The 19,130-nt window shown below is 72.2% G+C and carries 15 protein-coding genes; 7 read left to right on the forward strand and 8 right to left on the reverse strand.

Annotated elements, in window-relative coordinates; translation table 11 throughout:
- Positions 1-169 precede the first annotated feature (169 nt).
- Complete coding sequence (locus ACFFJB_RS07875) at positions 170-607, forward strand: group III truncated hemoglobin (RefSeq protein ID WP_376830691.1); 438 nt, start codon at positions 170-172, stop codon at positions 605-607.
- A gap of 636 nt (positions 608-1,243) precedes the next feature.
- On the opposite strand, the gene ssb is transcribed toward ACFFJB_RS07875, so the two are convergent.
- Positions 1,244-1,750: a single-stranded DNA-binding protein gene (gene ssb / locus ACFFJB_RS07880; protein WP_376830692.1), complete on the reverse strand. Its 507-nt coding sequence runs from the start codon at positions 1,748-1,750 to the stop codon at positions 1,244-1,246.
- A 1,324-nt stretch (positions 1,751-3,074) separates the two neighbouring features.
- Here ssb and uvrA point away from each other — a divergent pair.
- Positions 3,075-6,062: an excinuclease ABC subunit UvrA gene (gene uvrA / locus ACFFJB_RS07885; protein WP_376830693.1), complete on the forward strand. Its 2,988-nt coding sequence runs from the start codon at positions 3,075-3,077 to the stop codon at positions 6,060-6,062.
- Between the two features lie 142 nt (positions 6,063-6,204).
- Positions 6,205-7,083, forward strand: coding sequence for a nucleoside triphosphate pyrophosphohydrolase (gene mazG / locus ACFFJB_RS07890; RefSeq protein WP_376830694.1), 879 nt, complete (start codon positions 6,205-6,207; stop codon positions 7,081-7,083).
- Between the two features lie 241 nt (positions 7,084-7,324).
- Here mazG and ACFFJB_RS07895 read toward each other — a convergent pair whose 3' ends face one another.
- Positions 7,325-7,771, reverse strand: coding sequence for a DUF2155 domain-containing protein (locus ACFFJB_RS07895; RefSeq protein ID WP_376830695.1), 447 nt, complete (start codon positions 7,769-7,771; stop codon positions 7,325-7,327).
- 416 nt (positions 7,772-8,187) lie between these two features.
- Between ACFFJB_RS07895 and ACFFJB_RS07900 the strand changes: the two genes are divergently transcribed.
- The gene (locus ACFFJB_RS07900) at positions 8,188-8,616 is read left to right on the forward strand and encodes a PaaI family thioesterase (RefSeq protein WP_376830696.1); all 429 of its coding nucleotides are present in this window, start codon (positions 8,188-8,190) and stop codon (positions 8,614-8,616) included.
- 137 nt (positions 8,617-8,753) lie between these two features.
- Here ACFFJB_RS07900 and ACFFJB_RS07905 read toward each other — a convergent pair whose 3' ends face one another.
- Positions 8,754-9,152 carry an NADH:ubiquinone oxidoreductase subunit NDUFA12 gene (locus tag ACFFJB_RS07905; protein ID WP_376830697.1) on the reverse strand — a complete coding sequence of 133 codons (399 nt, stop codon included), beginning with the start codon at positions 9,150-9,152 and terminating at the stop codon, positions 8,754-8,756.
- 330 nt (positions 9,153-9,482) lie between these two features.
- Here ACFFJB_RS07905 and ACFFJB_RS07910 point away from each other — a divergent pair, with 330 nt between their 5' ends.
- The gene (locus ACFFJB_RS07910) at positions 9,483-9,926 is read left to right on the forward strand and encodes a MarR family winged helix-turn-helix transcriptional regulator (protein WP_376830698.1); all 444 of its coding nucleotides are present in this window, start codon (positions 9,483-9,485) and stop codon (positions 9,924-9,926) included.
- A gap of 66 nt (positions 9,927-9,992) precedes the next feature.
- Here ACFFJB_RS07910 and ACFFJB_RS07915 read toward each other — a convergent pair whose 3' ends face one another.
- Positions 9,993-10,310: a hypothetical protein gene (locus ACFFJB_RS07915; RefSeq protein WP_376830699.1), complete on the reverse strand. Its 318-nt coding sequence runs from the start codon at positions 10,308-10,310 to the stop codon at positions 9,993-9,995.
- A 186-nt stretch (positions 10,311-10,496) separates the two neighbouring features.
- Here ACFFJB_RS07915 and ACFFJB_RS07920 point away from each other — a divergent pair, with 186 nt between their 5' ends.
- Both ACFFJB_RS07920 and ACFFJB_RS07925 read left to right on the forward strand, forming a co-directional pair.
- Positions 10,497-10,823, forward strand: a complete 327-nt coding sequence (locus ACFFJB_RS07920; RefSeq protein ID WP_376830700.1) for a hypothetical protein — start codon at positions 10,497-10,499, stop codon at positions 10,821-10,823.
- 137 nt (positions 10,824-10,960) lie between these two features.
- Entirely contained in the window at positions 10,961-13,003 is a 2,043-nt protein-coding gene (locus tag ACFFJB_RS07925; RefSeq protein WP_376830701.1) for a M3 family metallopeptidase, read from the forward strand.
- A gap of 166 nt (positions 13,004-13,169) precedes the next feature.
- On the opposite strand, the gene hflX is transcribed toward ACFFJB_RS07925, so the two are convergent.
- The 4 genes from hflX to ACFFJB_RS07945 form a co-directional block, all read right to left on the reverse strand.
- Positions 13,170-14,597 (reverse strand): GTPase HflX, encoded by a 1,428-nt coding sequence (gene hflX / locus ACFFJB_RS07930; RefSeq protein WP_376832592.1) that lies wholly within the window; start codon positions 14,595-14,597, stop codon positions 13,170-13,172.
- Between the two features lie 374 nt (positions 14,598-14,971).
- Positions 14,972-15,223: an RNA chaperone Hfq gene (hfq, locus tag ACFFJB_RS07935; RefSeq protein ID WP_376830702.1), complete on the reverse strand. Its 252-nt coding sequence runs from the start codon at positions 15,221-15,223 to the stop codon at positions 14,972-14,974.
- A 209-nt stretch (positions 15,224-15,432) separates the two neighbouring features.
- Entirely contained in the window at positions 15,433-16,800 is a 1,368-nt protein-coding gene (gene ntrX / locus ACFFJB_RS07940) for a nitrogen assimilation response regulator NtrX (protein ID WP_376830703.1), read from the reverse strand.
- Positions 16,797-19,058, reverse strand: coding sequence for a sensor histidine kinase NtrY-like (locus tag ACFFJB_RS07945; protein WP_376830704.1), 2,262 nt, complete (start codon positions 19,056-19,058; stop codon positions 16,797-16,799). The genes ntrX and ACFFJB_RS07945 overlap by 4 nt, the downstream gene beginning before the upstream one ends.
- Positions 19,059-19,130: the final 72 nt, after the last annotated feature.

Here is a 19,130-nt window from a genome sequence, read left to right on the forward strand (position 1 = left end):
GCGCCCTCCCCGGCGGCGCCCGCGGCGGCCCCTCCGGTCTTCCCTCGCAGGAACATGCCCGCGGCCGGCGGTGAAATTTTGACGGCGGGCGCAATCCGGCCCATATCGCCGGCGCGGCCGCGCCCCGCCGGGGCGGCGCGCCGCCATAACGCGCTGAAAGGTCAAGGCGATGAACGAGTCCGAAGCGTCCGGATCGTGGTCTCCGGCGATGCCGGTGGACGCGGCCTCCATCCGCCGGCTGGTGGAGCGGTTCTACCAGCGCGTGCGCGCCGACGACGAACTGGGACCGGTGTTCAACGACGCGGTGCATGACTGGCCGGAGCACCTGGAGACGCTCACCGGCTTCTGGCGCTCGGTGATGCTCGGCGAGAAGCGCTATCACGGCCGGCCGGTCCCGGCGCATTTTCGCCACCGCGCGCGCATGGCGCCGCACATGTTCGCGCGCTGGCTGGCGCTGTGGCGCATGACGGCGCAGGAGATTTTCGCCCCCGAGGACGCCGCCGCCTTCGTGGAGCGGGCGGAGATGATCGCCCGCAGCCTGCAGTACGCGCTCTACCAGGAGCTGCCGCCGCGCCCGCCGCACATGCGCCAGAAAGGGCGCGACTGAACGGTTTTCGTCCGGCGGATGCTCCCCGGAGCCCTGTTTCTTCGGGAAACGGACGGGCCCGGCCGCCACGGACGGCCGCGCGGCGCATGGCCGCCGGAAGGCGTCCATGACCATCACGACCATTGCGCGCCCGGCGGGGTGACCGCCCAGGAAAGGCGGACAAGGAAAGGCGGGCGAATACGCGACCCGGCGCCCGCAAAGCCGGCGCCCGGCGACGGGCGCGGCCGGACCGCCGCGCCTGCGCCAGCGCGCCCCGGGACCCGGCGGGCGCCAGCGTCCGCTCATGTCGTCCGCGCCTTGCCCCGCCGTCCGCTGCCGACCGCCGGAGCGCGGACGCCCGGAAGCAACGGGACGCGCACCGGAGGGACCACGGCCGGTCGACCCGCCCGCCGCGGCGCGACAGGCCGCCGTCACGCCGGCGCGTCCCCAGAGCAGGCTGCGCCCGGGGCAGGGCCCCTCCCAGAGCCGCCACGGCCGGCGCGGCTTCACGACCGCCGGATGTCGCGATGGCGGGATGCGTCGACGGGACGCGCCTGACGGCCGGCGAGGCCGGCGGCGCCTGCGCGCCCGCCCCGCGCCAGCCGCAGCGACGCCGTGACGCGGACGACCTGGAGCGGCCGGCGCATCCGCGCCGCCTCAGAACGGAATGTCGTCGTCCAGATCGGCGCCGCCGCCAAAGCCGCCGGAGCGCTCCGGGGGCGCGTCCATGGGCGAGGAGCGGCCGAAGTCGCCGCCGCGCCCGCCGCCTGTGACGCGCGGCGCGCCCTCGTCGGCGAAGTCGCCGCCGCCGCCCCGGCTGTCGAGCAGGGTCAGCTCGCCGCGGAAGCGCTGCAGCACCACCTCGGTAGTGTAGCGCTCCTGGCCCTGCTGGTCGGTCCATTTGCGGGTCTGCAGCTGGCCCTCGACGTAGACCTTCGAGCCCTTGCGCAGGTACTGTTCGGCGATCCGGGCGAGGTTCTCGTTGAAAATCACCACGGAGTGCCACTCGGTGCGCTCGCGACGCTCGCCGGTGTTGCGGTCGCGCCAGCTCTCGGAGGTGGCGAGGCGCAGGTTGACCACGGGCTCGCCCGACGGCAGGCGCCGCACCTCCGGATCACGGCCGAGATTGCCGACGAGAATCACCTTGTTGACGCTACCGGCCATTCGGCCCTCCTTGCTTTCGTTTGTCCTGCGCTTTCGTCTGCCCTGGCCGGACCGTCTGTCCTGACCGGACGGCGGCCCGGAACAGCCCGGCGCCGCGGGCGGTCCGGCCGTCATCTTCACCGGCCGCGGCCAGCCCTGCAACGCCGGCCGTTCCGGCCGGCGCGGCATGAGCCCACGGCCGTCGCGCCCACCGGAACCGGCCGCCCCACGGGAACGGCGCATCCTGGCGCGCGGCGGCCCATGCGGCGGGGAATATCCCTCTCATGACGCCCCGGACACGCCCCCGACGTCCCCGCGCGCGTACGCCCGGCCGCCGCGAAGCGCCCCCGGGCGACGCGCGCCCGCAAGACGCGCGTCCGGCGTCCGCTCCCGCCGCCCTGCCAGGACCCGCCCTGCTCCGGCCCGCCATGCGCGCGCCAGGTCCCGCCTGCGCCGGCCCCGCCGTCGCGCCGCACGCAGGAGCGACGCCGCACGCAGGACCGGCCGCCATGCGCGCCGCGCGTCCGCTGACGCCGCGGCGGCGCCGGCCGGACGGGACCCAGCCGGGCCGCTCCACCGGGCGCGGGCGAGAACCTGCCGGCCGCGCAGTGTATCGCAGGCCGGCCCCGGCGCCAGCCGCATCTCCGGCCGCGCCGGAAGCCGCCCACAGCCGGCGCCCGGCCGCCGCCGGCGAGGCGCTCCGCGACTGTCGCCACTGTTGGCAGCGTTCTATATTTGTTCCATGATGTAAACAGGAATCACGCGCAGCGTCGGGCGGCGCGCGGAGGCGGCAGGCGACCCGCCTCGTGCGGGCGGGCGCCGGCATGCGGGGACGGCGACGACGCGCCCTTCCCTGCGCCGCACGGCCATCCTAGCGGGCGCTGCGGGCGGGCAGGCAGGGGGCCCCTGGACGAAGCGCCTGGACGAAAAGGCGTTGCGCGACGGCCGGCGCCCCGCCGGCGGGCGTGGCTCTCCTGGCGGACGGCGCGCGGCCCCTGCGGCGGGGCCGGCGGCGCGGGCTTCGCGCCCGGCGGACAGGCCTGTGCGGCGTTGCGGCGCGCCTGGCCGCGGGCGGCGCGATGCCGGCGCCTCTCCGGAACGCCAGATAACGGCGGGACGCCATCGCGTGGAGGCGCGTCATGGCGGCGCGTCATGACCGGAACGCCCCCGAAAGGGCGCAGGCCCCGGACGGCCTTCCCGGCGCGCCGCCGGCGCGGACGTCTGGCGCGGCGGCCGCAGGGGCGCCATATCAGGCCGGTCAGGCCGGCGCATCAGGCCAGCGGACGGCGCCCGCCGCCCGCTGGCGGCCTTTTGCCGGCCCCCCGGCGGAACACGGCGAGCGACCATGGCATCACTGGACGACATGTTTGACGGCGCGGCGAAATCTGGCGCGGCCAGCGCCGCCGGCGGAGGCCGCGACCCGGCCGCCGGGCGGACGGCGGACGGGCAGCGGCGCGTCATCTCCATCCGCGGCGCGCGCGAGCACAACCTCAAGAACGTGGATCTCGACATTCCGCGCGACAGCCTGGTGGTGTTCACCGGCCTCTCCGGCTCCGGCAAGTCGTCGCTGGCCTTCGACACCATCTACGCCGAGGGCCAGCGCCGCTACGTGGAGTCGCTCTCCGCCTACGCCCGCCAGTTCCTCGAGATGATGCAGAAGCCGGACGTTGACCAGATCGACGGCCTCTCACCCGCCATCTCGATCGAGCAGAAGACAACCTCACGCAACCCGCGCTCCACTGTCGGCACGGTCACCGAGATCTATGACTACATGCGCCTGCTGTGGGCGCGGGTCGGCGTTCCCTATTCGCCGGCCACCGGGCTGCCGATCGAAAGCCAGACCGTCAGCCAGATGGTCGACCGCACCCTCGCCCTGCCGGAGGGCTCCCGGCTCTACCTGCTCGCCCCGGTGGTGCGCGGCCGCAAGGGCGAGTACCGCAAGGAGCTGGCGGAGTTCCAGCGCCGCGGCTTCATGCGCGTGAAGATCGACGGCGCCTATTACGCCATCGACGACACCCCGACGCTGGACAAGAAGCTGCGGCATGACATCGACGTCGTGGTGGACCGGCTGGTGGTGCGCCCGGACATGGGCGCGCGCCTCGCCGACAGCCTCGAGACCGCCCTCGAGCTGGCCGACGGCATCGCCATCCTCGAATTCGCCGATGCGCCGGCGGAGGGCGGGGAGCCGCGCCGCATCATCTTTTCGCAGAAATTCGCCTGCCCGGTGTCCGGCTTCACCATTCCGGAGATCGAGCCGCGGCTGTTCTCCTTCAACAGCCCGCACGGCGCCTGCCCTGCCTGCGACGGCCTCGGCTCCCGCAGCCAGGTGTCCGCGGACCTGGTGGTTCCGGACGGCGCGCTCTCGCTGGCCGGGGGGGCGGTGGCGCCGTGGTCCCGCTCCAGGTCGCCCTATTACGCGCAGACGCTGGAGGCTCTGGCCGCCCATTACGGCTTCGACATGAACACGCCCTGGTCGCAGCTGGCGCCGGCCCACCAGGCGGTGATCCTGCACGGCACGGGCGACCGGAAGGTGCGCATCGCCTATAACGACGGCATGCGCTCCTACACGGTGGAGAAGCCGTTCGAGGGCGTGATCCCCAATCTGGAGCGCCGCTACCGGGAGACCGAGAGCGAGCTGGTGCGCGAGGAGATCGCCCGCTTCATGGCCGAGACGCCCTGCCCGGCCTGCGGCGGCTTCCGCCTGAAGCCGGAGGCGCTGGCGGTGCGCGTCAACCAGCGGCACATCGGCGAGGTGAGCGCGCTGTCCATCGGCGCGGCGCGCGAATGGTTCGCCAGCCTGCCGCGACATCTGGACGACAAGCAGAACGAGATCGCCCGGCGCATCCTCAAGGAGATCATCGACCGCCTCACCTTCCTGCTGGACGTGGGGCTGGATTACCTCACCCTGTCGCGCACCTCGGGCACGCTTTCCGGCGGCGAAAGCCAGCGCATCCGCCTCGCCTCGCAGATCGGCTCGGGTCTCACCGGCGTGCTCTACGTGCTGGACGAGCCTTCCATCGGCCTGCACCAGCGCGACAACGAACGGCTGCTGCAGACGCTCAAGCGCCTGCGCGATCTCGGCAATTCGGTGATCGTGGTCGAGCACGACGAGGACGCCATCCTCCAGGCCGACCATGTGGTGGACGTGGGCCCGGGCGCCGGCGTGCACGGCGGGCGCATCGTCGCCCAGGGAACGCCGCAGGACATCCTGGCCAGCCCCGATTCGCTCACCGGCCAGTACCTGTCCGGCAAGCGTTCGGTCCCAGCGCCCGAAAAGCGCCGCCCGGCCAGCAAGGGGCGCCACCTGCGGCTGATCGGCGCCTCGGGCAACAATCTGAAAAACGTCACCGCCAGCTTCCCGCTGGGCGCGTTCACGGCGGTCACCGGCGTGTCAGGCGGCGGCAAGTCCACGCTGGTCATCGACACGCTGTACCGCGCCGTGGCGCGGCGGCTGAACGGCGCGCTGGAGCATCCGGCCCCGTTCGAGCGCATCGAGGGGCTGGAGCATCTCGACAAGGTGATCGACATCGACCAGTCGCCCATCGGCCGCACGCCGCGCTCCAATCCGGCCACCTACACCGGGGCGTTCACGCTGATCCGCGACTGGTTCGCCAGCCTGCCGGAGGCGAAGGCGCGCGGCTACCAGCCGGGGCGCTTCTCCTTCAACGTCCGGGGCGGCAGGTGCGAGGCCTGCCAGGGCGACGGCGTCATCAAGATCGAAATGCACTTCCTGCCGGACGTCTACGTCACCTGCGACGTGTGCAAGGGCCGCCGCTACGAGCGCGAGACGCTGGAGGTGAAATACCGGGAGAAGTCCATCGCCGACGTGCTGGACATGACGGTGGACGAGGCGGCGGCGCTGTTCGCGGCGGCGCCGGCGATCCGCGAGCGTCTGGAGACGCTGTCGCGCGTCGGGCTCGGCTATGTGAAGGTGGGCCAGCAGGCCACAACCCTTTCCGGCGGCGAGGCGCAGCGCGTCAAGCTGGCGAAGGAGCTGGCGCGGCGCGCCACCGGCCGCACCCTCTACATCCTCGACGAGCCCACCACCGGCCTGCATTTCCACGACGTGGCCAAGCTGCTGGAGGTGCTGCACGCGCTGGTGGACCAGGGCAACACGGTGATCGTCATCGAGCACAACCTGGAGGTGATCAAGACCGCCGACTGGGTGATCGATCTCGGCCCCGAGGGCGGCGACGGCGGCGGCCGGATCGTGGCCGAGGGCACGCCGGAGGACGTGGCGGCCAGTCCGGCCAGCCACACCGGCCGCTTCCTCGCCCAGGTGCTGGCGCGCCGGCCGCGCAAGGCCGAAAGCAGGTGCCGGGCGCGCGGCTGAGCCGGCGGCGGGCGCGCCGGGCGGGCGGAGCGGCCCGGCGGTCGCCGGAGCGGGGCCTTCGTGTTATCCGGGCGGAGAATGAAGCCGCGCCGCCCCCCCGCGCGGGGCGCTGGCCGTGACGCGGCGCAGCATGTGAGGCGACATGTCGGGCGAAGAAACGGGTCTGGTCGGCAGGGACATCACGCGCCTGCTGGCCATCATGGAGCGCCTGCGCGATCCGCAGGACGGATGCGCCTGGGACGTCGCCCAGGACTTCCGCACCATCGCGCCCTACACCATCGAGGAGGCGCATGAGGTGGCCGACGCCATCGCGCGCGGTGACCTGGAGGACCTGCGCGACGAGCTCGGCGACCTGCTGCTGCAGGTGGTTTTTCACGCCCGCATGGCGGAGGAACAGGGCGCCTTCGATTTCGGCGACGTGGTGGAGGCCATCACGGCCAAGATGGTGCGCCGCCATCCGCACGTGTTCGCCGGGGCGGACCGCTCGCCGGAGGCCATCCGCGACTCGTGGGAGCGCATCAAGGCGCAGGAGAAGGCCGTGCGCCGGGCGCGCCGCGCCGCCGCCGGCCTGCCGGATGACGGCGCCGGCCTGTTCGCCGGCGTTTCCGCCGGCCTGCCGCCGCTGGCGCGGGCGCTGGAGCTGCAGCGCCGGGCCGCGGCCATCGGCTTCGACTGGCCCGACGCCGCCCAGGTCACGGACAAGATCGATGAAGAAATCGGCGAGGTCAAAGAAGCGCTTGCGGCGTTTCTTTCATGCGACGCGTCATCGCCGGAGCGCGCGGCGGCGCGCGGCGCGCTGGAGGCGGAGATTGGCGACGCGCTGTTCGCGCTGGTCAACCTCGCCCGGCATGTGGGCGTTGACCCTGGCCAGGCGCTCGCCGCCACCAACCAGAAATTCGTGAACCGGTTCAGCGCCATGGAGGCGTTCGCCAGGGAACAGGGTCAGGATCTGGCGGCGCTGGACCTGGACGCGCTGGAAGCGCTGTGGCGCCGCGCCAAGGGCGCCGCCGCGGCGGATTAACCCCCGGCCTGCGGCGGGGGCCGCCGGACCCGCGCCGTCACGGCCTGATGTCCCGCGCGGCGCCTGGGCTGCGCGCCGGGCAGGCGGCCGGACGGAACGGGCCCTGGCCAGCGCCCGCCCGGCCCGGAGCCGGCGTCAGGGCGACGGAAAATCCGGCGCGCGCCCCGCAGGGCGCAGACAGGCGCCCGCGTGCGGACATCCGCCGCCAGTGCCTCCGTGCGGCGGACGCCGGCGCGGGCGGTCAGCGCCCGCCGCCCTGGCGGTTGCGGCGCGGCGGCGGCGGAGCGGGGCGCGGCGGCTCCTGCCCGTCCAGGCGCGCCGGCGGCGCGGGCTCCGCCCCGCCCTTGCAGCCGGTCAGCCACACGTCATAGACGGGATGCTCCACGCCGTGCAGGCCGGGGCTGGCGGCGAACATCCAGCCGGAAAACAGCCGCTTGCGCTCACGGCGGAACGTCACCTCATACACCTCGACGAAGGCCGTGGTGTTGGGCGCCTCGGTGGCGGGGCGCGTGTAGCAGACCCGCGGCGTCAGCTGCAGCGCGCCGAACTGGACCGTTTCGTTGATCGCAACCTCAAACGAGATGATGCGGCCGGTGATCTTGTCGAGGCCGGCGAACACCGCGAGCGGATTGCGAATCGGCTCGGCCAGCGCCGGCGCCGCCGCCAGCGCGCCGCACAGAAACGCCACGGCGCCGGCAAGGCGCGGCAGGCGCCCACGGCTGACGGCGCTGGGCCGCCTTCCCCGCCGGGCGGGCGTGATGTCCGGAACGCTTCCGGCAACAGCCGGACGGAACTGCTGTTTCGCCATGGCGCCTTCATCTGGCGGCGCGACGGAACGGCCGGTCGTAGCGGCGGCCGCCGCCGCGCGTCGTCTGGTGGGAGGCGGTCGCGGCCCCTGGGCCGCGCCGACGCGCCCTGGCGTTATAGTCCGCCAGCGCCGGCCTGTCTCCTGGGACAAGCGCCGGCGCGCGCCGCGGCGCCGGGATTTTTGCCCCCGGGCGCGCAAACGCGATTACCTCGAGGGTAATGGCGGGCGCGCGCACGCCGGGGCATCATGCAGGGAACGCCGGCGACAGGCGCCGGCGGCCCCACGGGAGAAACGCCATGACCGGACACAGCGCCGCCCCCGCCGGCGAGCAGGATTTCGCCGCCAGAATCAATGACGACATGATTCCTTTCGCGAAACTGCTGGGAATCAGGATCACTTCGGCCACGCGCGACCGCGTGACGGCGGAAATGGCGGTGAAGCCGGAGTTCTGCACCCGCCCGGCGACGCTGCACGGCGGGGCGGTGATGGCCTTCGCGGACACGCTGGGCGCGGTGGCCACCGTGGTCAATCTTGAGCCCGGCCAGGGCACCACCACCCTCGAGAGCAAGACCAATTTCGTCGCCCCCGCCCCTGTGGGCGACGTGGTGCGCGGCGAAACCACGCCCATTCACCGCGGCCGCCGCACCCAGGTGTGGCAGACGCGCATTCACAACGGCGCCGGAAAGCTGGTGGCGGTGGTCACCCAGACACAGATGGTGCTGTGACGCGAAAACGGCGCGTCCCGCCAGCGGGCGCGCCGTCATTCAGTACGTGGCGCCTGCGCGCGCATGACGCCTGGGCATGGCCCCGCGCCGTCCCGCCAGCCTGGCCCGGCCGGCGGCGCGCGGACAGGCCGCGCCGCTCAGGGCGTCCAGGGCTGGTAGTCGCCGGTCGCCGGCGGACGCTCGCCGCTGCGGAGGATCGAGCCCTGGGGCCGGTACGCCTGGGGCGTGCCGGTGCGGTTTGGCAGGTGCGGCTTCTGCCATTCGCGCGGCCGGTAGTTCTCGGCGCTCGGCGGGGTCTGGACGGTGTTGTTGAGCCAGCCCTTCCAGCCGGGCGGCACCGCCGAGCCGTCGGCCTCGCCGTTATAGATGACCCAGCGACGCTCGACGCCCACCGTCGGATCCTTGCCGGGCTTGCGGTAATAGCGGTTGCCGAACTCGTCCTCGCCGACGAACTCGCCGTGACGCCAGGTGGTGAGCAGCGTGCCGGCCGTGGCGCCGTTCCACCAGGTGAACGCAAGCTGAAGCAGTCTCTTCAAGGCACAACTCCCCGACGGGCCGGAAACTGGCGCGGAATATGGTCCGGCGCGCGCCGTCTGTCCAGAGCCGGCGACGCCGCAGCGTCCGGGGACCCGCCCGCCGGCGCGCGCGTCCCCGTCCGGGCGCTACGACGAAAGAACTACGCGCCGGGCCGTGGATAAATCCCGCGCGCACCCCCTGCGCCGCCCGCGAACCTCCCAAATCATGACTTGCGCATATTGCTCGATTAAAATAGATATCCGGAACACTGTCTTGATAATTATTAATTAATACTGAGGGGTCCGGAGTGGAAAACGATGGATCGCAATAACGGATGCAAGAATCAATCAGTGAGAAGCGCACCCATTGACTATGGTCCTCTCGCCGACAACGCCGGATACCTGCTGCGCCGGGCGCAGCTCTGGATCTTTCAGGACTTCATCCGCACCATGGCCCCGCTGGACCTGCGGCCGGCCCAGTATTCCGTGCTGCTGCTGATCCGTCAGAATCCGGGACTGTCCCAGATCACCCTGGCGTGCGCGCTGGGCATCGAACGCGCCCGGCTGGTGCGCCTGCTGGACCAGCTGGAGGAACGCCGGCTGGTGGAGCGCCGCCCCTCCGCCTCGGACAGGCGCTCCCACGCCATGCATCTCACCCCGCAGGGCGAGAAGCTGCTTGAGGAGGCCGCCACGCTCTACAGCCGCCACAACGCCGCCTGGCTGCAGGAGCTTGGCGGCGCCGACAACTACGCGGAGCTGATTCGCCTGCTGGGCAAGTTCGGCAAGACCGCCTGAGCCGGCTGCGCGGCGTTCCCGTGCGCGTCGCGCCAGCCCTCCGCCTTCCCCGTCAGCCTTTCCCCGTCAGCGCGATCCCTGCGTGACGCCGCCGTCGCCCTCACGCCGCGCGCGCTCGCGGCGCAGCCGGTCCCGCTCGGCCAGCGCCTCACGTTCGGCCGGAGTGCCGGCGATATAGGGCCGCCCCAGATATTCCCGCGCCGGGGCGGCCGCGCCCTGGCGCAGGCCGCAGCCGGCGCTGTCGCACACGAACTGGGCCGGGCGTGCCGCCGGCCGGATCTCCGGCGCGCGCACGCCCGCGCCGGCAGGCGCCGCCGCCAGCGCAAGCGTGAACGCGATCGCGAGCGCCGCGGCCCGCAGGCCGCCGTCCATCACCATCTCCATGCCGTTCTCCCCGCCGCCGCGCGCCCCGCCGCGACGGCGCCACGCGCTCCGCGCGTCGCCGCCACTGCGGCGGGCGCCGGAACAACAGGCCCCGCGCCCAGACTATCACGGTTGCGCCGGCGCCGCCGCATCACCATCTTGTAGGGCGAAGACGGGCCGCAGCCGGCCCGCGAACGGACAGGGCGCATGCAGAACTCCGAAGGACAGGACTTTGGCCGGCGCAGCGGAACCCCGTGGCGTCGCCCCCATGATGAAACCATCATCATCGAAGGCGAGATCGTGGGCGACCGCATTCACCTGAACGCGCCGGAGCGCGAAAGCTTCTGGGGCGCCGGAGCGGCGCGCCTGGGCCGCCAGCTGCTGGTCGCGGCGATCATCCTGGCGTCGCTGGCCGTCATCATTCCGCTGGCGCTGATCGCGGCGGCCGGCTTCGTCGCGCTGGCGCTTGTCGCCCGGCTGTTCGGCGCGCGCCTGTTCGCCACGCGCATGTGGAGCTGGCCGCCGCGCATGTGAGTCCCCGCCCGCGGCCGCCTCTCCGTCGCCTCCTCCCGGCGGCCGGCTCTCCGTGGCCGGCGCGTCGCCGCCGCGGCGCGCAAGGCCGCGCCTTCCGGACGCCTTCTTCCCCGCACCTTCCCGTCAGGATCCCCGCGATGACCGACGCCGTGCCCGCCGACGCCCGCGCCAACCCGCTGCTCGCGCCCTGGACCACCCCCTTTGGCGTTCCGCCCTTCGGCGCCTTCACCCCGGCTGACTTCCGCGAGGCCTTCCGCGTCGCCCTTGAGGCCCACGCGGCGGAAATCGCCGCCATCGCCGGCGCGGACGCCCCGCCCACCTTCGACAACGTGCTGGTGGCGCTGGAGCGTTCGGGCGCGCTGTTGCGCCGGGTGAGCGCCGTGTTCTTCAACCTGTGCAGCGCCGACGCCACGCCGGAGCTGCAGGAGCTTGAGCGGGAGATGGCCCCGGCCCTCGCCCGCCACTACAACGCCATTTACCTGAACGGGCGGCTGTACGCGCGGCTGGCGGCGGTTCCGGCCGACGGGCTGGATCCGGCGGCGGCGCGGCTGCTGGAACGGCGCCTGTCCGGCTTCCGCCGCGCCGGCGCGGCGCTGCCGCCCGGGCCGCGGGCGCGGCTGGCGGACATCGCCGCGCGGCTGGCGGAGCTGGGCGCAACCTTCTCCCAGAACGTGCTGGCCGACGAAAACGCATGGCGCCTGCAGCTGGGCCCGGATGATCCCGACGGCCTGCCGGAAGACCTGCTGGACGCGGCCGCCCAGGCGGCGCGCGAGCGCGGGCTGGAGGGGCGCGTCATCACCCTTTCACGCGCGCTGCTGGAGCCGTTCCTGCAATATTCGGCCCGGCGCGACCTGCGCGAGCGCGCCTTCCGCGCCTTCGCCAGCCGCGGCGGCAATGGCGACGCCCATGACAATGGCGCGGTGATCGCGGAAACCCTGGCGTTGCGGGCCGAGCGGGCGAAGCTGCTCGGCTATGACAGCTACGCCGCCTGTCGCCTCGACGATTCCATGGCGCGCACTCCGGAGGCGGCGGCGAAGCTGCTCGATTCGGTCTGGCGGCCGGCGCGGGAGCGGGCCCTGGCCGACCAGGAGGCGCTGGCGCAGCTGGCCGCCGCCGACGGAATCAACGCCCTGGAGCCGTGGGACTGGCGCCATTACGCGGCGCGCCTGCGCCAGGAACAGGCCGCGTTCGACGAACAGGCCCTGAAGCCGTGGCTGCAGCTCGACCGCATGATCGAGGCGGCCTTCCATGTGGCGCACCGGCTGTTCGGCCTCAGCTTCACGCCGCGGCCGGACCTGCCGCGCTGGCGCGGGGAGGTGCGCGCCTGGGAGGTGACCGACGCCGGCGGACGCCATGTGGCGGTGTTTTACGGCGACTATTTCGCCCGCCCCGGCAAGCGCGGCGGCGCGTGGATGAGCTCGCTGCGGGTGCAGGACGCGCTGGAGGGCGAGCGGCCGGTAGTCGTCAACGTGATGAACTTCGCACGTCCGCCGGAAGGGCGGCCGGCGCTGCTGTCGTTCGACGAGGCGCGCACGCTGTTCCACGAGTTCGGCCACGCCCTGCACGGCATGCTGTCGGACGTGCCCTATCCCTCCATGGCGGGCACGAGCGTGGCGCGGGACTTCGTGGAGTTTCCCTCGCAGCTTTACGAGCACTGGCTGGAGCAGCCCGAGGTGCTGCAGCGCTTCGCCACCCACTGGCGCACCGGCGAGCCCATGCCGCAGGAGATGCTGCGCCGGCTGCTCGAGGGGCGCAACGCCGACCAGGGCTTCGCCACTGTGGAGTACGCGGCCTCGGCCATCGTCGACCTGCGCCTGCACCAGCTCGCCGACGTCTCCGGGCTGGACATCGACGCCTTTGAAGCGAAAACGCTGGAGGACATCGGCATGCCGCGGGCGATCATCATGCGCCACCGGCCGCGGCACTTCCTGCACGTGTTCGCCGGCGAGGGCTACGCCTCGGCGTATTACAGCTATCTGTGGTCGGAGGTCCTGGACGCGGACGGCTTTAACGCCTTCCGCGAGCGCGGCGACATATTCGACGCGGAGCTGGCGCGGCGGCTGCGGGATTACGTCTATGCGGCCGGCGACATGCGTGATCCGCGCGAGGCGTGGCTGGCCTTCCGCGGCCGTGAGGCGGATCCGCGCGCGCTGCTTGAAAAACGCGGCCTCGCCGCCTGAGCGGGCCGCGGACGGCGGCGGGAAGACGGCGCACCGCGCGCAGGGCCGGCGGGCGACCGGTCGGGCCGGCTGCCGGGAACGGTTGCAGCCCGAACGCCGGCCGGGCAACGGCGACGTCACCATGGCGGGCGGCGCGCCGCGCCCCTGCAGGCCCGTCCTCCCCGGCTTACGCCGCCGGGCCGCTCCACGGGCTCCAGTCGCCGCGGCGGCGCGCCGGAGACGGCGCGGCCGGGCGGCTGTCGGCCTCGGGGCCGCGCACCAGACGGGCGTTGCTGATGCGCCGCAGCAGGCGCGGCTCCTTCTCCGCGGCGATACGCACCGCCATCACCACCTGGCCGTCCCCGTCAATGCGCCGGTCCAGAACCTCCGCCTCCTCGTGCAGCCAGCTGATGTCGGCGCCGCGGCCGGGATCAAGCGTCACGCGGTAAACCGCCCGCCCCCCGGCCATGCGCTCCTCGATCGCCGCCAGCAGCGCGTCCACGCCCTCGCCGGTGAGGCCGGAGACCAGGACCGGGCGGCTGTCCGCCGGCGCGTTGGCGGCGCGGTTCTCAAGCCGGCGCCGGCCGGCCGGATCGAGCAGGTCGGCCTTGTTCCACACCTCGATGATGCGCGGACCCTCGCGGCCGCCCACGCCGAGCCCGGCGAGAATCGCCGTCACGTCCGCCGCCTGCGCCTCCGTGTCCGGATGCGAAATGTCGCGCACGTGGAGAATGATGTCAGCGCTGGTGACGTCCTCCAGCGTGGCCCGGAACGCCGCCACCAGCATTGTCGGCAGGTCGGAGATGAAGCCCACCGTGTCGGACAGGATCGCCCGCGCCCCGCGCGGCAGCCCGATCATCCGCGCCGTAGGGTCCAGGGTGGCGAACAGCATGTCCTCCGCCATCACCCCCGCCTTCGTCAGACGGTTGAACAGCGTCGACTTGCCGGCGTTGGTGTAGCCGACGAACGCCACCGTCGGCCAGGGCGCGCGCTGGCGGTTGCGGCGGTGCAGGCCGCGGGTGCGGCGCACCTGGTCGAGCTCGCGCTCGATGCGGGCCATGCGGTCGCGGATCATGCGCCGGTCCGCCTCGATCTGCGTCTCGCCCGGGCCGCCAAGGAAGCCGAAGCCGCCGCGCTGGCGCTCGAGGTGGGTCCAGGAGCGCACCAGACGGCTGCGCTGGTACTCCAGATGCGCCAGCTCCACCTGCAGCGCGCCCTCGCGCGTGTGGGCGCGGCGGCCGAAAATCTCGAGGATGAGGCCGGTGCGGTCGATGACCTTGCAGCGCAGCTCCCGCTCCAGGTTGCGCTGCTGCACCGGCGAGAGGGCGCAGTCCATCACCACCAGGGAGATGTCCTCCTCCGCCACGATGGCGGCGAGCTCCGCGACCTTGCCCTTGCCGAACCAGCTGGCGGGCCGGATGGCGGACACCGGCGACAGGAGGGCGCGCACGATGGTGAGATCGATGGCCCGGGCGAGGCCGACGGCCTCGTCCAGCCGGGCCTGATGATCGCGCAGCTGCGCCCCCGCGGACTGCGCCGCGGCCGGCGGCCGGGCCGCACGGGCCCGTTCGTTGGGATAGGGGCCGATGACGAGCGTTCTCGCCCGCGCCGCAATGTTCTTTTCCGCCTCAAAGACCGCTGCGGTCTCCTGGCGCCTGCCGTTCCCAGTCGTGACGTCGCTCCCTGCGTCTGAAGCGGGCGCGACGGCGTCGCGCCCTGACCTGCACAAGAGATGGGTCGCGCAGGGAAAAAAGTAAACGGCGCCTGCATGCGCCGGCGGCCCGTTCCGGCCATTTTTTTGAGGCGCCGCGCCGCCCCCGCAGGCGACAGGCGGACGCAACGGGCGCAGACGCCGGCCGCCAGGGCGGCGCGACGGCGTGTCGGCGCGACGGCGCAAAAAAGGGCGCGCCGCCGGCGGCGCGCCCGGAACATGGCGCAGGCATGCGGGCCCGCGGCGCGGCTGGCGCGCGGCCCGCGACGCGGGTGGAATCAGCCGCGGTCCGCCTCGTCCGCCGGCTCGAACAGCTGCACCGGATGGCCGGGCATGATGGTCGAGATGGCGTGCTTGTACACGAGCTGGGAATGGCCGTCCCTGCGCAGCAGCACGCAGAAATTGTCGAACCAGGTTACGACGCCCTGCAACTTCACGCCGTTCACGAGAAAAATGGTGAGCGGAATTTTGCTTTTACGGACGTGATTAAGGAAGGTGTCCTGGAGGTTCTGCGTGCGTTCGCCCGCCATTGTTGATACCTCGTGAGCGCGTCGCGACCGGTCATGCGACGGACTACGGTTTATTGTTGCCCCGCAGATCAGCTTGCGGGGAAGGCTCGACCGATCGGCGCATTACACCGTGAAACCCCTTGATTGGCAAGCACGTCCGGGTTGTCCGCGGCGGCGGAAGCGCCACATTCGCCGGCCCTGTGGGATGCGGGCCACGCCCGGACCGCGCCTCAGCCGATGCCCAGCGACTTCAGCTTGCGGTGCAGCGCCGAGCGCTCCATGCCGATGAATTCCGCCGTACGGGAAATGTTGCCGGAGAAGCGGCTGATCTGGGCCGTCAGGTATTCACGCTCGAAAATTTCGCGCGCCTCCCGCAACGCCAGTCCCATCAGCTTCTCGCCGCCGGCGCCCATGGGCGTGGTGGGCACCAGCGACCCCACCTCGGCCGGCAGCATGGAGGCGTCGATGACCGCGTCCGGATCGCCGCTGGCCAGGATCATCAGCCGCTCCACATTGTTGCGCAGCTGGCGCACGTTGCCGGGCCAGTCATGCGACTGCAGCACCGCCATGGCGTCCTCGCCGATGCGGCGCTTGGGCAGGCCGGTGGCCAGGGAGATCTGGTCCATGAAGAACTCGATCAGCTCCGGCACGTCCTCGCGGCGCTCGGCCAGCGAGGGCACGCGCACCGGCACCACCGCCAGGCGGTGATAGAGATCCTCGCGCAGGCGCCCGGCGGCGATCTCCGCCTCCAGGTTGCGGCTGGAGGAGGAGATGATGCGCACGTCCACATGCACGCGGGTGGAGCCGCCCACGCGCTGGAAGTTCTGGTCCACCAGCACGCGCAGGATGCGCCCCTGGGTCTCCAGCGGCATGTCGGCGATCTCGTCGAGATAGAGCGTGCCGCCGTGGGCCTCCTCAAGGGCGCCGACGCGCCGGCCGCGCCCCTCGCCGCCCTCCACGCCGAACAGCTCGCTCTCCATGTTCTCCGGCGTGATGGTGGCGGAGTTCACCACCACGAACGGGCCGTTGGCGCGGGGCGACTGCTGGTGCAGCGTGCGCGCCGCCAGCTCCTTGCCGGAGCCGGGCGGACCGAGGATGAGCACGCGGGCGTTGGTGGCGGCCACGCGCTCGATCACCTGGCGCAGGTGGTTGACCGGCGCCGAGCGGCCGACGATGCGACTGGCCTGGATGGAGTGGGAGCGCAGCTCCTTCACCTCGCGCCTGAGGCGCGAGGCCTCCAGCGCGCGCTCCGTCACGAGGATCAGGCGGTCGGCCTTGAACGGCTTCTCGATAAAGTCATAGGCGCCGCGCTTGATCGCGGCCACTGCGGTTTCGATGTTGCCGTGACCGGAGATCATCACCACCGGCAGGTCCGGATGCTGCTCCTTGATGATGTCAAGCAGCTGCAGGCCGTCGAGCCGGCTGCCCTGGATCCAGATGTCGAGGAACACCAGCGAGGGGCGGCGCGCCTCGAGCATGGCGAGCGCCTCGTCCGAATTCGCCGCGGTGCGGCACCGGTGTCCCTCATCCTCCAGCAGGCCCGCAACCAGATCGCGGATATCGCCTTCATCGTCCACGACGAGAATGTCGGCGCTCATGATGCCTGGCTCCCTGTCTCTGGCGTGTCGCCCGCGCCGGCGGCCGGCCCCTGGATGGGGAACCACAGCCGCACGCGCGCCCCGTGGCCGCCTTCGGCCACCTGAGGCGCGTCGAGCAGCTCCAGCCCGCCGCCATGATCCTCAAAGATTTTCAGCACGATGGGCAGCCCGAGCCCGGTGCCGCCCTCGCGCGAGGTGGCGTACGGCTCCAGCAGCCGGTTGCGATGCTCACGCGGGAAGCCGACGCCGTTGTCGGTCACCTCGATGACGACGTTGTCGTCCTCCCGGCGCAGGGCCACGGTGACGCAGCCCCTTGCGCGCTCCCCGGGGCTGGCGAGCCCGCGGATGCCTTCGGTGGCGTTCTTGATGACGTTCTGCACCGCCTGGGAGACCAGCCGCCGGTCGTAGCGCGCCAGCAGCGGCCCCTCCGGCATCTCCTCGACAAAGGCGATGTCCGGATTGCCCACCCGCATCAGGAACGTCACCTGACGCACGGTGGTCACCATGTCGTCCTCGTCGATCGCGGGCGCGGGCATGCGCGCGAAGGACGAGAACTCGTCCACCATCTGCTTGATGTCGTCCACCTGGCGGATGATGGTGGCGGTGCACTGGTCAAAGACCTCGCGGTCGTTGACGATCACCTTGCCGTACTTGCGGCGGATGCGCTCCGCCGACAGCTGGATCGGCGTGAGCGGATTCTTGATTTCATGGGCGATGCGCCGGGCCACGTCGGCCCAGGCGCTGGTGCGCTGGGCGTTGACCAGGTCGGTGATGTCGTCGAGCGTCACCACGAAGCCGCCGCCGCCCATGTCGGCCTGCTCGGAGGTGACGCGCACGTTGAGGGTGCGCTCGTGCTGGTCGCGGTCGATGACGATCTGGCGCTGGGCCAGGCGGCGGCCCTCGCCCATTTCCTGCAGCAGCTCGCCGGCCTCGGGCAGCGCCTCAAGGATCGGCCGGCCCACCAGTCCGTCGGCGCCGGCGCGCAGCAGCTTCTCCGCCGCCGGATTGACGATGGTGATCAGCCCGGCGGCGTCGACGCCGACCACGCCGGGAGAAACGCCGGCCAGCACCGCCTCCATGAAACGCCGGCGCCGGTCCATCACTTCGGTGGCCTGCACCAGGCCGTCGTGCTGGCGGCGCAGCTGGCCGGTCATCTTGTTGAAGGTCTCGCCGAGGTGGGCGAGGTCGTCGTCCGATTTCTGCGCCGGCACCTGGACGTAATAGTTGCCGCTGGCCACCTGGTCGGCGGCGTGGATCAGCCGGCGCACCGGCTGCACCAGGCGGTTGGCGAAGCTCATGCCGAACCACACCGCCGACAGCAGCACGATCAGCGCCACCAGCGCGAACATGGAGGCGAACGCCACCTGGATGCCGAACTTCTTCTCCTCCAGCACCTGGTAGTAGGCGGCGGCGGCCTCGGCCATGGGCAGGAAGGAGATGGCCTTGGGGTCCACGGCGCGGGCGACGAACAGCACCATGCCGTGCAGCTCCGGCACCTTCTGCACGGCGCCGAACACGTTGCGGTTGCCGGGGATCAGGCAGGTGGCGTCGTCGTCCGAAGCGTTTTTCAGGTCGGCGGGAGTAGGCAGCGGCACGTTCTGGATGAGGCCGCTGTCGAAACGCTCCACCACCGAGCCGTCCACGGTCATCAGAAAGGTGATGGGAAAGCCGAGGAAGGCCGAACGCGACTGCAGGAAATCGTAAAACAGCTTGCGGTCGGCGTCATAGAGCACCTTCGCCCGGTTGAGGTCGGCGGCCATCAGGTTGGCCTCGCGGATCACCGTGCGGCACTGGGCGTCGCGGTACTCCTTGGCGATCTCGACGGTGTTGTTGAGCAGCGCCTTGATGGAGCCGAGGAACCAGGGATCGAGGCCGCGCTCCAGGGTGACCGAGGCGACGGTGGCCACGAGGATCACCGGAAACGCCGCGACGAAGCAGAACAGGCTGACGATGCGCACGTGCAGGCCCGAGCCCGCGGCCCCCTGGCGGCGCGCCCGCCACAGCCGCCAGCCCTGGACCAGCACCAGGCCGAGCAGCGCCACCACCAGCGCCGCGTTGGCCGCCAGCATCCACGCCACCACCTCGTGGGTGGGCAGGATGGGCGTCATGCCGGCGAGGACGAGAAAGGTGGTGAGCGCGCAGGTCAGGGCGCAGAACACCAGGACGACGCCAATGGCGCCGGAGACGCGCCCGGCGGGCGCGCCTGCGTCTGGCTGGCGTCCGGCGTCGGTGACGTGAAGCGTTTCCCCGGTGCTCAATGGCGTCCCTTTTGTTGCCGGCGCCGGCCGTGCGACCGGCCGGTCGCCGCACGCCTCCCGGGAGCGCGCGCG

It is taken from the genome of Camelimonas abortus, assembly GCF_042432745.1.
Classification (GTDB): Bacteria; Pseudomonadota; Alphaproteobacteria; order Rhizobiales; family Beijerinckiaceae; genus Camelimonas; species Camelimonas abortus.